At 35.5% G+C, this 14,359-nt stretch carries 12 protein-coding genes; 9 read left to right on the plus strand and 3 right to left on the minus strand.

The window, feature by feature from the left end; all coding sequences use genetic code 11:
• Both ABYT26_RS11810 and ABYT26_RS11815 read left to right on the plus strand, forming a co-directional pair.
• Nucleotides 1–1,282: glycoside hydrolase family 47 protein (locus tag ABYT26_RS11810; RefSeq protein ID WP_372754112.1), on the plus strand; the 1,282-nt coding region annotated here is incomplete at its 5' end.
• A gap of 98 nt (nucleotides 1,283–1,380) precedes the next feature.
• A complete protein-coding gene (locus ABYT26_RS11815; RefSeq protein ID WP_372754114.1) occupies nucleotides 1,381–2,214 on the plus strand; it encodes a helix-turn-helix domain-containing protein in 834 nt (277 codons plus the stop codon).
• An 82-nt stretch (nucleotides 2,215–2,296) separates the two neighbouring features.
• Here the strand turns inward: ABYT26_RS11815 and ABYT26_RS11820 are convergent, their stop codons facing one another.
• Together ABYT26_RS11820 and ABYT26_RS11825 are read right to left on the minus strand one after the other, a co-directional pair.
• Nucleotides 2,297–2,878 (minus strand): peroxiredoxin-like family protein, encoded by a 582-nt coding sequence (locus ABYT26_RS11820; protein WP_372754116.1) that lies wholly within the window; start codon nucleotides 2,876–2,878, stop codon nucleotides 2,297–2,299.
• Between the two features lie 163 nt (nucleotides 2,879–3,041).
• Entirely contained in the window at nucleotides 3,042–3,455 is a 414-nt protein-coding gene (locus ABYT26_RS11825) for an OsmC family protein (protein ID WP_372754118.1), read from the minus strand.
• Between the two features lie 265 nt (nucleotides 3,456–3,720).
• On the opposite strand from ABYT26_RS11825, the gene clpB reads away from it, so the two are divergent.
• The 7 genes from clpB (at nucleotide 3,721) to ABYT26_RS11860 (ending at nucleotide 13,952) form a co-directional block, all read left to right on the plus strand.
• Nucleotides 3,721–6,324, plus strand: a complete 2,604-nt coding sequence (gene clpB / locus ABYT26_RS11830; RefSeq protein ID WP_372754120.1) for an ATP-dependent chaperone ClpB — start codon at nucleotides 3,721–3,723, stop codon at nucleotides 6,322–6,324.
• Nucleotides 6,325–6,589: 265 nt separating this feature from the next.
• Nucleotides 6,590–8,023 (plus strand): ADP-dependent glucokinase/phosphofructokinase, encoded by a 1,434-nt coding sequence (locus tag ABYT26_RS11835; RefSeq protein ID WP_372754122.1) that lies wholly within the window; start codon nucleotides 6,590–6,592, stop codon nucleotides 8,021–8,023.
• A gap of 424 nt (nucleotides 8,024–8,447) precedes the next feature.
• The gene (gene citD, locus ABYT26_RS11840; protein ID WP_372754124.1) at nucleotides 8,448–8,735 is read left to right on the plus strand and encodes a citrate lyase acyl carrier protein; all 288 of its coding nucleotides are present in this window, start codon (nucleotides 8,448–8,450) and stop codon (nucleotides 8,733–8,735) included.
• Nucleotides 8,736–8,758: 23 nt separating this feature from the next.
• Nucleotides 8,759–9,631 (plus strand): CoA ester lyase, encoded by an 873-nt coding sequence (locus ABYT26_RS11845; RefSeq protein WP_372754126.1) that lies wholly within the window; start codon nucleotides 8,759–8,761, stop codon nucleotides 9,629–9,631.
• Between the two features lie 32 nt (nucleotides 9,632–9,663).
• Nucleotides 9,664–11,223: a citrate lyase subunit alpha gene (gene citF, locus ABYT26_RS11850; RefSeq protein WP_372754128.1), complete on the plus strand. Its 1,560-nt coding sequence runs from the start codon at nucleotides 9,664–9,666 to the stop codon at nucleotides 11,221–11,223.
• 81 nt (nucleotides 11,224–11,304) lie between these two features.
• A complete protein-coding gene (locus tag ABYT26_RS11855) occupies nucleotides 11,305–12,723 on the plus strand; it encodes a triphosphoribosyl-dephospho-CoA synthase (RefSeq protein ID WP_372754130.1) in 1,419 nt (472 codons plus the stop codon).
• Between the two features lie 155 nt (nucleotides 12,724–12,878).
• Nucleotides 12,879–13,952, plus strand: a complete 1,074-nt coding sequence (locus ABYT26_RS11860) for a hypothetical protein (protein WP_372754132.1) — start codon at nucleotides 12,879–12,881, stop codon at nucleotides 13,950–13,952.
• A gap of 53 nt (nucleotides 13,953–14,005) precedes the next feature.
• Here ABYT26_RS11860 and ABYT26_RS11865 read toward each other — a convergent pair whose 3' ends face one another.
• Nucleotides 14,006–14,329, minus strand: coding sequence for a PQ-loop domain-containing transporter (locus ABYT26_RS11865; protein WP_372754134.1), 324 nt, complete (start codon nucleotides 14,327–14,329; stop codon nucleotides 14,006–14,008).
• Nucleotides 14,330–14,359: the final 30 nt, after the last annotated feature.

Below are 14,359 nucleotides of genomic sequence, written 5' to 3' on the forward strand. Positions count from 1 at the left end.
GTATGCTTGGGGACACGATGTACTACTACCACTTTCTAAATCATATCAAGATTGGTATAAGGAATCATTGCACATTTCACCAATTGATGCCTATAGCACAATGAAAGTAATGGGTTTAGATGAACAAGCAAAAGAAGTTGAAGATTATTTATTGGACAGCATTAGTTGGGATAAAGATTTATTCGTAAAAACTTTTGAAGTTAATATTCGAATAATGGGTGGTTTATTGGCCATGTACGAATACAATCCAAAACCTGAAATTCTTGAAAAAGCTGAGGATTTTGGACAAAGAATGTTGAAGGCTTTCGATTCACCAACCGGATTACCTTACTATTGGGTAAATCTGAAAACTGGTGAAACCAAAGGAGCTAAAATCAATTTGGCCGAAGCTGCTTCCTATATGTTCGAATTGGGAATTTTGAGTTACTATACAGGAAATCCAGTTTACTATCAAACAGCTAAAAAAGCCAATATGGCGGTTTGGGAGCGTAGATCTGAATTGAATTTGGTTGCTGATTTAATTGATGTAGAAACGGGAAAGTGGCTGAACGATCATTCACATATTTGTGCTGGAGCAGATTCATATTATGAGTACTTGTATAAAAGTATGTCTCTTTTTGGCGATAAGGATTCTCGGAAAATGTGGAACAAAAGTATTGAAGCTATTAATAAACATGTTGCCGAGGAAAGCGATTCCACATTGTGGTATGGTCGTGTTAATATGATTACTGGCGTAAGAGATTGTATCGATCCTCACAGTGGAAGACAATTTGCGAGTATTGTAACCTTATACGATGCTTTCTTTCCGTCGATTTTGGCTTTAGATGGAGATATAAAAAGAGCTGAGAAAACGCAGAATACTTGGAATGGATTATGGAATAAGTATGGTTTAGAACCTATGATTTACGATTACGAACGGGGAGAACCAACTTATCCTGTTTACGATTTAAATCCAGAAATTATTGAATCGGCATACTATTTATATCACATTACGGGCAAGAAGAAGTACTACAATATGGTCGATAAATATTGGTATGATATCAAAAAGTATTGTAGAACAGATGTGGCGTTTTCATCAGTTGAAGATGTGAGAACAATGGAAAAGAAAGACTACATGCCAACCTTTTTCTTTGCAGAGACAATGAAGTATTTGTATTTGACATTTACTGAAGAAACAGGAGAATTTAATTTGGATGATTACGTGTTCAACACCGAAGCGCATCCATTTGCTAAAAAATCATTCGATTCTGATAAACTGAAGAAAAATTTGGGTTTGAACTAAACTTGGAAATTATATTTTTGATTGGGCTGTTTTTTAATTCAGCTCTTTTTTTTGAATAAAAATGCTATTTTGGAATGAGCAAATCTATAAAAGATACTATGAAATTTTATTTAGATTCTTTTCTTGCCGATCCAAAAGAAGCCTTTCATCTAGCGCGAATAACCTTGCATTCAAATGGAGATCTTCATATGCATACGCATGACTATGCAGAGATTTTCTGGATTGAAGAAGGAGAAGGCTTTCATTTGATCAATGGAGATAAAATTAATATTTCACCAGGTTATTTATGCACTATTCGACCAAAAGATAAGCATACTTTTATTGCAAAATCGGCGATCAAGGGTTTAACAATTACCAATCTGGCATTTAAAACTAGCACTTTAGATTACTTTCGATCGAGATATTTTGCAGATACAAACTTTTATTTTTGGAATAAAAGCCATTTGCCATTTAGTTTTCGGATTCCCAAAGATGAGTTGTCTTTGTTAAGTGGAAAAGTGGATCGTATGATTAATCAAACAAAGAATAATATTCATTTGGATCGATTACTCCTTATTATTTTTGAAATTCTTGAGCCGTCCTACGAAAGTTTAGATTCTGAAATGCCTTATTGGCTTAAATCTGCTTTGGAAAATTATAATTCTCCAGTTATGTTTAAACAAGGAGTAGATGGTTTCTTGTCTTTAACAAATAGATCCCTCGATCATTGTAATCGTATTTTAAAAAAGAATACTGGAAAAACCTTAACGGATACAATGAATCAGGCAAAAATAAAATATGCCGCACAATTATTAGTGATGACTGATTCTTCAGTAAAAATAATTGCTTCAGACTGTGGTTTCGGAAATATAGGATACTTCTATCGTGTGTTTAAACAGCATTTCAATATGTCGCCAAGAAATTATAGAATTTACAACAAAAGGATTATTTAAAGAATAGGGAAGAGTTCCTTTTCAGGATAAAAAGATGGTCATTAAGCTTCTGCATAATGACCATTTTATCTGTAAAATTGATTTACAAATGCTTCAAAATTTCTTCTGCATTCGAGCGATTTTTGTAATTAGGATCGTATTGAACGTATTTTACGATTCCATCTTTTCCGATAACATATGTGGCAGGAACAGGAAGAATTTGTTCATCATTTCCATTAGCAATAGTTAAATCAATTCCATATTCTTTGTATTTTTCTTGTGTTTTTTGAGGCAACACAAAATCAACGCCATATCGTTTCATGATTTTGTTGTTTTCATCATGAAGAATAGAATACTCTGCATTAGTTTTGCCAATTGTTTTTTCAATTCCTACAAGTGTTTCTGGTGATATTGCTATTAATCTAGCTCCAGCTTGTTTAAATTCACTAATGTGATCTTGCAAATGAGACAACTGTTTGTTGCAATATGGACACCATTGACCACGGTAGAATACCAAAATTAGTTGTTCGTTTTTTAAGATTTCTTTGCTCGAGATTGTTTTTCCGTTTTGGTCTACAGCCTTAAACATAGGCGCTTTCTGTCCTTCTAAAATCTTACTTTTTAAATCCTGACCAAAACTCGTAATGCTAATGAGTAATAAACTTGCTACTAATAATTTTTTCATGCGCTTAAATGTTTTCAATAAAATATAATACAAAGAAGTCTTTAATTTTTCAATATTCAACTAAGTATTTGCTTGTGATGGCGTTAACGATTTGTTAATACTTTTGCGTGCAAAAAAAATCCCTTGTTTGGCAAGGGATTAGAAGTTCTTTAGTAGGGGATGCTTATGCATTTTCCATTTTAATAATTTTATAGATCGTTTTTACTCCTGCTTGCTGAAAAAGAATTCCTACAGGGCAAGTTTTTAAGGTTTCGTCAAGGCATTTCTGAATTTTCACATCACTAGCATCAGAATCTATTCTTAACTCTATGTTGATATGGGTAAATGTTGGGGCGTTATTGTTTTGTTCCCCAGTTGTTTCTACTTCAAGAGCCGTAAATTCAATTCTCATTTTTTGAGCAATCATATTGAATATTGTGTTTATGCAACCAGAGTAACTCATTAAACACAATTCCAATGCGGTTGCACCATGATTTACACCTCCTTTTTCTTCTGGAAGATCTAGAATCACCTCATGTCCTCTATGGTTGGTAGCTATAGAGGTTGTTTGTTTTGTCCAGCTTGTTGTTGCTTTCATAATAATATTTGTTTTAATGATTTTTAGTAAATATATATAAATATCCACATGTCCTTATGCTTTTTTATTTGTTTACTAATAGATCGGAAATTTTTTCAGGTAAGTTGCTGGAAGTGTGTCAGAATGACTGTGTTTTTTATTTTTACTGCGACATACTTACCGTTTTATGCTTGGTTTAAAAAATTGGTAGATCTTTTGCTAGTTTAAGTTCGAAATGCACACTAATATCTATTCTTGTGCAATAAGAAAGTGTAAATTCAAAATCATGAACTATAACAATTTTACAATTAAATCGCAGCAGGCTATCGAAAAAGCTTTCCAGATTGCTTCTGGTAAGCAGCAACAGGCCGTTGATACAGGACACATTTTAAAAGGTGTTTTGTTGGAAGGAGAGAATATTTCCAGTTTTCTGTTCAAGAAGTTGGGGGTAAATGTAGAACAATTTTCAGCGGTGCTCGATCGTATTTTGGAAAGTTATCCAAAGGTGACTGGTGGAGAGCCTTATTTATCGAGAGAAGCTACCGCAGCTTTACAGGCTGCGACTACCTTTTCAAAGCAAATGGGCGATCAGTTTGTTTCCCTTGAGCACATATTGTTAGGTCTTTTAAAAGGAAAAGATCAAATTTTTAATTTATTAAAGGATAATCAGATCAATGAGAAAGACCTCAAAATAGCCATTGGAGAGCTAAGAAAAGGAGCAAAAGTGGATTCTCAAACAGCAGAAGATACTTTCGATTCTTTGCGAAGATTTGCCATCAACTTAAATGAACGAGCTCGGGATGGCAAATTGGATCCGGTAATTGGTCGAGATGAGGAAATTCGTAGGATTCTGCAGATTTTATCGCGAAGGACGAAGAATAATCCGATTTTAATCGGAGAACCAGGAGTTGGTAAAACGGCTATTGCCGAAGGCTTGGCTCATCGAATTGTAAAAGGTGATGTGCCTGATAATTTGAAAAATAAACAGGTTTTTTCCTTGGATATGGGTGCTCTTATTGCAGGTGCAAAATACAAAGGAGAGTTTGAGGAACGTTTAAAAGCAGTAGTGAAAGAGGTGGTTGACGCCAATGGCGAAATTGTTCTATTTATTGATGAAATTCATACCCTTATTGGAGCTGGAAAAGGCGAAGGAGCTATGGATGCCGCCAATATTTTAAAACCTGCTCTTGCTCGAGGCGATTTGCGTGCTATTGGAGCTACAACTCTTGATGAATATCAGAAATATTTCGAGAAAGATAAAGCCTTGGAAAGACGTTTTCAAAAAGTAATGGTGAATGAACCAGATACTTTAAGCGCAATTTCAATTCTGAGAGGATTAAAGGAACGTTATGAAAATCATCATAAGGTACAAATTAAAGATGAGGCGATTATTGCTGCGGTAGAACTTTCGCAACGTTATATTTCCGATCGTTTTTTACCCGATAAGGCTATTGACTTGATTGATGAGGCTGCCGCAAAAATTCGTTTGGAAATGAATTCCTTGCCTGAAGAATTGGATGAGATCGAAAGACGTATCAAGCAATTGGAGATTGAACGCATGGCCATTCAGAGGGAAGGAGATAAAAGAAAAGTTGAAGATTTATCCAGAGAAATCGCAGAATTAAACGATGAAAGAAATCGTTATCGAGCCAAATGGGAAGCCGAACGAGAAGTTATCGATGGCATTCAAAAGAATAAGGAAGAGCTAGAGAATTTGAAATATGAGGCCGAGAAAGCTGAAAGAGAAGGAGATTATGCCAAAGTTGCCGAAATTCGTTACGGAAGAGTAAAGGAGGTTGAAGAGATAATTAAGGAGTTGAGTGAGCAGTTGAAAATCAATCAGAATTCCGATGCCATGATTAAAGAGGTCGTTGGAATGGAAGATATTGCTTATGTGGTTTCGCGTTGGACTGGAATTCCTGTAAACAGAATGCTTAAAAGTGAACGTCAAAAATTGCTTGGCTTGGAACATGAACTTCATAAGAGAGTTGTTGGCCAGGACGAAGCTATAATTGCAATTGCCGATGCTGTTAGAAGAAGTAGAGCTGGTTTGCAAGATGCCAAAAGACCTATTGGTTCATTCATTTTTTTAGGAACCACAGGAGTGGGTAAAACAGAATTGGCAAAGGCATTGGCCGAGTTTTTATTCGACGATGAGAACCACATGACGCGTATCGACATGTCTGAATATCAGGAAAGGCATTCTGTATCGAGATTGATTGGAGCGCCTCCGGGATATGTAGGATACGATGAAGGTGGTCAATTGACAGAGGCAGTTCGTAGGAAACCATATTCGGTGGTTTTGCTCGATGAGATTGAGAAAGCTCACCCCGATGTTTTTAATATTCTGTTGCAAGTGCTTGATGATGGACGTTTAACCGATAATAAAGGACGTGTGGTCGATTTTAAAAATACAATCGTGATCATGACTTCAAATGTTGGTTCCCATCTTATTCAGGAAAAAATTGCTAGAATAACAGAGCTAAATAAAGAAGAGTTGCTTGTGGAAGTTCGCGAAGAAGTACTGAATTTGCTAAAGAAAACAATTCGTCCTGAGTTTCTAAATCGTATTGATGAAACCATTGTATTTACTCCGTTAAATCGGGAAGAGGTGAAACAAATTGTTCGTTTGCAATTCGAAATGATAAAAAGAATGCTGTTGAAGAATGAAATTCATATCGATTTGAGCGAAGAAGCAGTGGATTATTTAGGAAATATTGGATTCGATCCTCAGTTTGGTGCCAGACCTATAAAAAGAGTACTGCAAAAACAAGTATTAAATGAATTGTCTAAGCAAATTTTATCAGAGACTATTGTGTCGAATCAACATATTCTGCTGGATGTGAAAAATGGAGAATTGGTTTTTCAAAATAGAGAAGCGAAGGTGTAAAAAGAGAAAGTAGGTGCAATTAAAAATCCTGCTCACTCTACTATCATTTAAAAATGAGATCAAAAAGTAAGTTTTAAAAGTTTTATATAAAGCCTGTAAGGATTCGTTCCTGCAGGTTTTTTTTATTTTTTTAGTAATTTCAAACCATTGCATTCTTTTTTTGTCACTTTTATATAGCGATTTTAAATTATTGAAATTTTATTGTATTATTTTGTTGATTAAATAGAATTGAAGAATTCAACTTGTAACTCAAAAATACCATCTTATGTCTTTTACTAAATTAAAAGCCCAGTGGCTTGAACATTATAAAACAGCACCTGACCAATTGAATAAAATGGGCGAAATTAATGGCTTAATTAGTGCCTTTAACGCCAATGTTGATGCCGTGATTAAAGTAAATGGCAAAGGAATAGAGAAGATAATTGCTGATAATAGTTTAAATACAAAACTTATTCTTGGGGAAGGCGAAAATAGTATTACTTCTAACGAAGATGCCATACGAGGATTTTTGAATTGCTTTAAAAATGGAATTGCCGAAGAGTGGTTGATAGAAGATGTTGATGTTTTTGAATGGTTAAATAAAAATGTAGGTTACGATAAAATGCAGATGGGGGGCCAAGGCGGTATTGTAGCTAATGTTATGGCTGTTTGTGGGGTTAATTCCGTTTTTGTGCATTGTGCATCAGCTCCCAAAGACCAAGCAAAATTGTTTCTAGATCTACCAAATTTGCTTACCACCGATCAAAATGGTGACATTAAACAGGCTTCTAAGGTCGATCGCTCCTCTGATTTGGCTCTAATTCATTGGATCATTGAATTTGATAAAGGAGATAGCATACAATTAAATGGAGAAACCTTTGTTTGTCCCAAGGCAAATCGTTTTATAGCGACTTACGATCCTTTGAATTTCAAATTGCATATCGATAAGAATTTTGCAAATAGAATGGCTCAAAACGATGTTAATCCTGAATACATCATCCTTTCGGGATATCAAATGTTACACGAAAAACTTCAGGATGGATCTAAGGGAGCCGATCGAATCGATGAGTCGAAGAAAATCATAGAAAAATGGAGAGAGTCTTGTCCCAATAGCTTTCTTCACCTCGAAGTTGCCTCCACTCAGGATAAACTAATTCGTAAACATTTAATGGATAGTTTGGTAGAAAAAGTGGATAGCTTGGGTTTTAATGAGCGAGAATTAATCGATATTTTAGAGGTAATTGGGGAAGAAAAATTGGCGATAAAATGTGAAGAAAATACCAATAGTTCGAATCTTTTCGAGGGAATGTTAAAAATATACGAATACACAAAATGTTCCAGAATGCAATTGCATATGTTTGGTTTGTATCTTACTCTGCAAACTAAAAACTGCAAAGTGTCACCCATTCAGAACCGAAACGGAATGCAATTGGCAGCTACTGTAGCTGCAGCAAAAGCCGGAACAGGTTCTTTAGATCAAAAAGAAGTATTGCTTTGGGCTAAAGATCATCAAGTATCAGAAGTTGGACTTCAGGAACTATCCGATCTTCAAAAAACAGCAACTACTTATTTTGGAGAAAATCAATTATTAGAAACAGGTTTATGCAGCAACGATCAGTTCGATTTGATCGCTGTTCCAACTATATTGATTGAAAAACCAGTCACATTAGTTGGTATGGGAGATACCATATCATCTGTTTCTTTGGTTGGAGCGCGTTAAAAAAGGAAGCAATTAGACTTATTTGCTGCATTAAATATGACGTAATAGAAAAGTGTGTATTTTCCTTTAAATTCATTAAAAAAAAGACCCTGTTTATTTTTAATAAACAGGGTCTTTTTTTTAATGAATTTCACAATTATTTTTTATTTAAAGAGGTAAAAAGTAGAGCCATAATAAATTTCATAGCAAAATTAGCGAATTAAAGCTTGTTTTTTGAGGGAAATATAAGGAAAAGAAATACTTACGATCTTTTAGCTATTTAACAACAGTCTGATTTGCAATCGTTTCCATTTCCTGTTTTTAAACATCGATAGTAACAGGGAAAAAAAGGCGAAAGTGCTTTGAATTGTATCGAAAGACCTTAAAATTTGTATTACTAAATAATTCAGAGCAGACAGGATAAATTAATAAATATCTACCAACAATGACACCCAAGTTTAAAGCGCAAGCTGGAACATTTGAATCAAGCGACATCATGATTTTGATCGAGCCTCTTGAGAAAAATGCTGGCCGCAAAGTTGATATTTCTTCTACTGTAATGTTACAGTTCGAAAAGGATATTAAAAAAACAATAAACCAAGTGCTCGATAAGCTTAAAGTTCGCGATTTGCACCTTATTGCAAAAGACAAAGGAGCATTAACACAAACAATAGAAGCTCGAGTTGAATCAGCAGTTAAACGATCTTTAGGTATTCAGGAGGGAACCATGTAATGGCCAAGAAAAAAAGACGATCAATGTTATACATTCCCGGTAATAATCCGGCAATGATTCAGCAAGCAGGCGTTTACGGTTGCGATGCTGTTCTTCTCGATTTGGAAGATGCGGTAGCCTTAAATCAAAAAGATGCAGCAAGAATTCTCGTTCGTAATATGCTAAAAACAGTTAATTTTTACGATACGGAAGTGTGCGTTCGTGTTAATAATTTTCACACGCCTTTTTGTTTAGCCGACTTAAAGGAGATTGTACCTTTGCAGCCCGATAATATTCGATTTCCTAAAACCGAAACAGTTGAAGATGTGAAGGAATTTATGGCGGAAGTTCGTCGCATCGAAAAGGAAAATGGCATTGAAAATCCAAGCATGACAATTCATGTTATGATTGAAACAGCAAAAGGAGTTGCCAATGTTTATGATATTGCAGCAGCGGATCCTCGTATTGACGCTATTACAATAGGAGGGCAGGATTTAACTGCTGACATGGGGATTATAAAAACTCCTGATGGTGTTGGAATTGATTACGCCAGAAAAAGAATTGTAATGGCAGGAAAAGCTAACAATTTAGATGTTCTGGATACCATCTTTGCTGATGTAAACGATAATGAAGGTTTACGTGAAGAAACGGAATACATCAAGAAAATTGGTTTTGCAGGTAAAGCACTTATTAATCCGCGTCAGGTCGATGTTGTTCATCAGGTTTTTAATCCAACCGAAAATGAAATCCGTAAAGCGTACCGGGTTTATTCCGAGTTTTATAAGAATAAAAAAGCCGGAATCGGTGTGTTTGCCATCGATGGTAAAATGGTTGATGCTCCTGTTGTGCAAAGAGCAATTACCGTTTTAGAATATGCAAATATCGATTTAAAGGAGATTGAAAATCATGCCTGTTAGTTATAGATGTGGATTCGTAAATAAGTAGACAAATGAAAAATGCAATAGGAGTTGAAATTCCTGAATATATAGAAGGGCTAGGAAAACTAGTTCCTTACCAGGGAGTATGGGAAAGTATTATTAAAGATGAAGTTCCGGCGACTAATATTTCCCGAACTTTAAAAGCAAAAAAACCCCATGCTTCTAAAATTTGTTCAAATTTGGAAGTAGCCATAAAAAAATGCAATCCATTCGACGGAATGACTGTTACTTTTCACCATCATTTAAGAGGTGGTGATGGCGTACTTATGAAAACCATAGAAATTCTTGATGCCATGGGCATTAAGGATATCACATTAGCCTCTTCTTCGTTAACTTCGGCTCATGATGGTTTGGTTCCTTATGTCGAAAAAGGTATGATTACAAGAATCTTTTCATCAGGAATTAGAGGGGCATTGGGAGATGCAATTTCTTTGGGAAAATTAAAATATCCAGCAATAATTCATTCACACGGAGGGCGTGTACGGGATTTCTTAACGGGCAGAATTAAACCTGATTTGTCGGTTTTAGCAGCTTCTGCCGCCGATGAGGAAGGTAATGCTACTGGTGCACATGGTCCATCTGCATTTGGTTCCATGGGTTATGCAGATATTGACGCTCGTTATTCTCGAAACGTGATTATAGTTACAGATAATTTGGTTGATTATCCTTGCGTTCCTTGTACCATTCGTCAGCATTTTATCGATTATGTGGTAAAAGTAGATAGTATTGGTGATGCCACAAAAATTGCATCCGGAACAACGCGTATAACTACTTCGCCAATGGATTTGCGTATTGCACGAATTGCGGCAACCGTAATTGAACATTCTGGCTTGTTTAAAAATGAAATGTCTTTTCAGGTTGGAGCTGGAGGAGCTTCTTTGGCTGTGGCTAAATTTCTTCGCGAAGATATGAAGCGGAAAGAAATTATTGGCAGTTTTATGATTGGAGGGGTAACCTCTTATGGTGTGGATATGTTGAATGAAGGTCTCTTTCATTCTATTTTTGATGTTCAGTCGTTCGATGCGGCTGTAAGTACCTCTGTTTTAAACAATCCGAATCACATCGAAATTACTTGCGATCAGTATGCAAATCCAAATAATTGTGGGTCGATGACCAATAAATTAGATGTGGTGGTATTGGGTGCACTTGAAGTGGATGTTGATTTCAATGTAAACGTAATAACTGGGGCATCCGGAGAAATTAGAGGAGCATCAGGAGGACACTCCGATACTGCTTCAGGAGCGAATTTAACCGTTGTTGTTTGTCCTTCGTTTCGTGGACGATTGCCAATTGTAAAAGATCGTGTTCATACGGTGGTAACCCCTGGAGAAAGTGTGGATGTTATTGTTACCGAGAGAGGTGTGTGTGTGAATCCTTCGAAACCAAATTTGGCGGCTGCCCTTAAAAAAGCAGGAGTTAAAGTCGTTGATATTTGCGATCTGAAAGCTGAAGTTGAAATGATGACCGGAATTCCGGCCGAAAAACAATTGGGAGATAAAATTGTTGCTTTAGTTGAATACAGAGATGGAACCATTATCGACGTAATATATAATGTGACAAATCTTGTGTAAAAGAGATACTTTTCAAATCATATAGTTTACACCCTAATTGTTTACTACTTTTGGGGTGTATTTAAATAGGAACTGATCCCAATGGAGATAGTTGTGAAGAATATTTTAAAAGCCAAAGAGAGTCGTGCTCAGGAAAGATTGATGATGGCTGGTGAGGGAGATTATTCTATTAGTTTAACAGTGAATATTCCTGGAATTCCAAAATCTAATGAATTGATTCATTCGTTTTTTGAGGAGTGTTTATCGGATTTGAAACGCTTTTTGCTCTCTCATCGAATTGTAATTGATCCAGAAAGTGAAATAAATCGTTCGGATGCAGCAGGCGACTTTTATTTGGTATCTGTGCCCAATCAGAAAATATCAGCTGATAACTTAAAAGAAATTAGCGAGCAATTCGAAAGTGAACATAGCTTAGGCAGGCTCCTGGATGTTGATATTACTGATGAAAAGGGGAATCCAATATCATCTGGGAAAGCTAAAAATTGTTATTTCTGTAACCAACATCCAGCGGTTTATTGCATGAGGATGCAAACTCATGAATTTGCAGAAATGAGACAAATTATTGAGCAAGATCTTACTATCTTTTTAGAAAGTAGAAGAAAGAATAGGCTGTGTAAAGATTTGTCAGCCTTTGCTCTGAAAGCCCTTCTCCACGAAGTGGCTTTGTCGCCAAAACCGGGTTTGGTAGATCGTTTTTCTAATGGTTCTCATTCTGATATGGATTTTACTGTGTTTTTAAATTCGAGTGCTGTTATTTCTGTTTATTTTAAGGAAATTGCTGAATTTGGATTTGATTTTTCTTCAGCCAATAGTAGAGAAGCATTGCCAAAATTAAGACAGATTGGCTTGCAGATGGAGGAGGATATGTTTAGTGAAACCAATGATGTAAATACGCATAAAGGCGCTATATTTTTAATAGGGTTCTCGTTGTTTTCTTGTGCTTATCTGATTAAAAACCGCAACTTTTCTTATCTCTCGTTTGTTCATTTAATAAAGGAATTGAATGGAGATTTGGTGGAAAATGAATTAGGAAAGAAACTGTATTCAAATAAAAAAACACATGGAGAAGTGTGTTTCGAAAAATTTGGAGAAAAAGGAAAAGGCATTCGGGGAGAAATTCAAGCTGGTCTTCCTTGTGTTTTTAAGTATGCAATTCCCGTATTAACCTCTTATTTTGAAAATACAAAGTGTGAAACCGATGAGTTTATCCAAAAAGGTCTTACTCAGACACTTCTTGTTTTAATTGCACACAATAAGGATAGTAATATTTTGTATCGAAAAGGAGAAAATGTGCTGGAGGAACTACAGAGTCTTGCTTTAGAGGCATTTCATAAACATGAAGGAGAGTCGTTTCAGTTAAGTTATCAGAAATTGATAGACTATTGCCAGAAAACCAGCATATCGCCAGGAGGTTCGGCCGACTTGCTTGCAGTTTCCTATTTTATTTTCATGGTAAATAAAAAATACAAATCAATGGCTATTTCTACGAATCAAAATTGATTAATAAATTACATTTATCATGCTTCTACTTAAAATAAACATTGTTCATAATATGTTGATCGAAATGTTTGTTTTTTGTAGGGTGTTTGTTATTGAATCTTGAAATCGTAGAACACAGAAAACACAAACAAATACTTACATAAACGCAAATAAGGATGGGAGTTGAGAATACAGATTACAGGGAAGAATCTTTGGATTTGAATAATCCCTTTGATATTAAGTTGGTCTCGGAATTTTTAGAAATTTTAGGGTTTGATTTCAATCCAGAAGATGTTGATTATACTATGATTCTTTACAATTTGAATTCAGAGGTGATTGGCACGGGATCGTTTAAAGGTAGAGTGCTTAAATACGTAGCTGTTTGCCCCAAATTTCGCGAAGGTGCTGCCTTTGCTCAAATTGTAACACATTTAATCGAGCTCGTTATTTTGGAGCATAAACATATTTTTGTATACACAAAACCACGTAACCTCGAGGTTTTTAAAGGTTTGGGTTTTACTGAAATTGCAACCGCAGAACCCCTGTTTTCGGTTTTGGAATTTGGTTACGAAAATATTCGAACTTATCAGGAGTATCTTCGATCCATAAAACGGGAAGTAAATGTCGGGAGTATTGCATCCATTGTCGTAAATTGCAATCCATACACCAAGGGACATAAATTTCTAATTGAAAAGGCTTGTGCCGAAAACCGTTTGGTTTACCTGTTTATTGTGGAGGAGGATCGTTCTTCGTTTACCTTTGACATTCGCTGGCGCCTAATTCAAGAGGATTTAGGATACCTCAAAAATCTGGTTATGGTTAAAGGTGGAAATTATGTTGTTTCAGGGACTATTTTCCCGTGCTATTTTTTGAAGGATGAAAAAAAATGCGATATCGCGGCCAAGCAAGCTGAATTAGATGTGATTACCTTTTTGAACTACATTGTACCCATATTAAATATTACCAGAAGATATGTTGGGACTGAAATGTATTCTCCTGTAACAGCAGCTTATAACGAGGCTATGCTTAAGTATTTGCCAGGCAATGGTGTGGAGGTGCTTGAGATTCCCAGAATTACAGATGGGAGTGAAGGTAATTACATTTCAGCATTAAAAATACGACAGGCAATCAGAGAAGATCAACTTGATGAGGTTATGGATTTTTTACCCGATTCTACCCGGAAATATCTATTGTCAGAGGATTCATCTGAAATAAGAAAACGTATCAAGGAAAAATATTCAAGACACTAGAGGAGTAGTAAGAAGTGAGAAGTTTGAATATTTCTTCTCACTTTATTAAACAATTAATTAGATCGTTTTATTTGTTTTTTGAGTTTGTTTAGTACTGTAGGTTTTGAATTGTAGGTGTATTTGGCGTAAACCAAATAAAAAAGCATAAGAAGGTTAAATATATAGTTGAAATATAGTGGAATGTGGTAGATTTTGTTCGCTATATCATCCATAAAAACATAGCAAAGAGTAAATACTTCGCCCCAAAACCAAAGCCATAAAAATAGTTCATTCAGGTCATCTGTTTTTTTTGTTTTAAAAGTGTGGATTACTTGAGGGAGAGCACAAATGGCAAAAAGAATGCTTCCCATCCATCCCATTATTTCGTTCAAATGCATTTTTTCAGAGTTTAGCTGCAAAAGTGAAAA

Source organism: Labilibaculum sp. (assembly GCF_041595635.1).
Classification (GTDB): domain Bacteria; phylum Bacteroidota; class Bacteroidia; order Bacteroidales; family Marinifilaceae; genus Labilibaculum.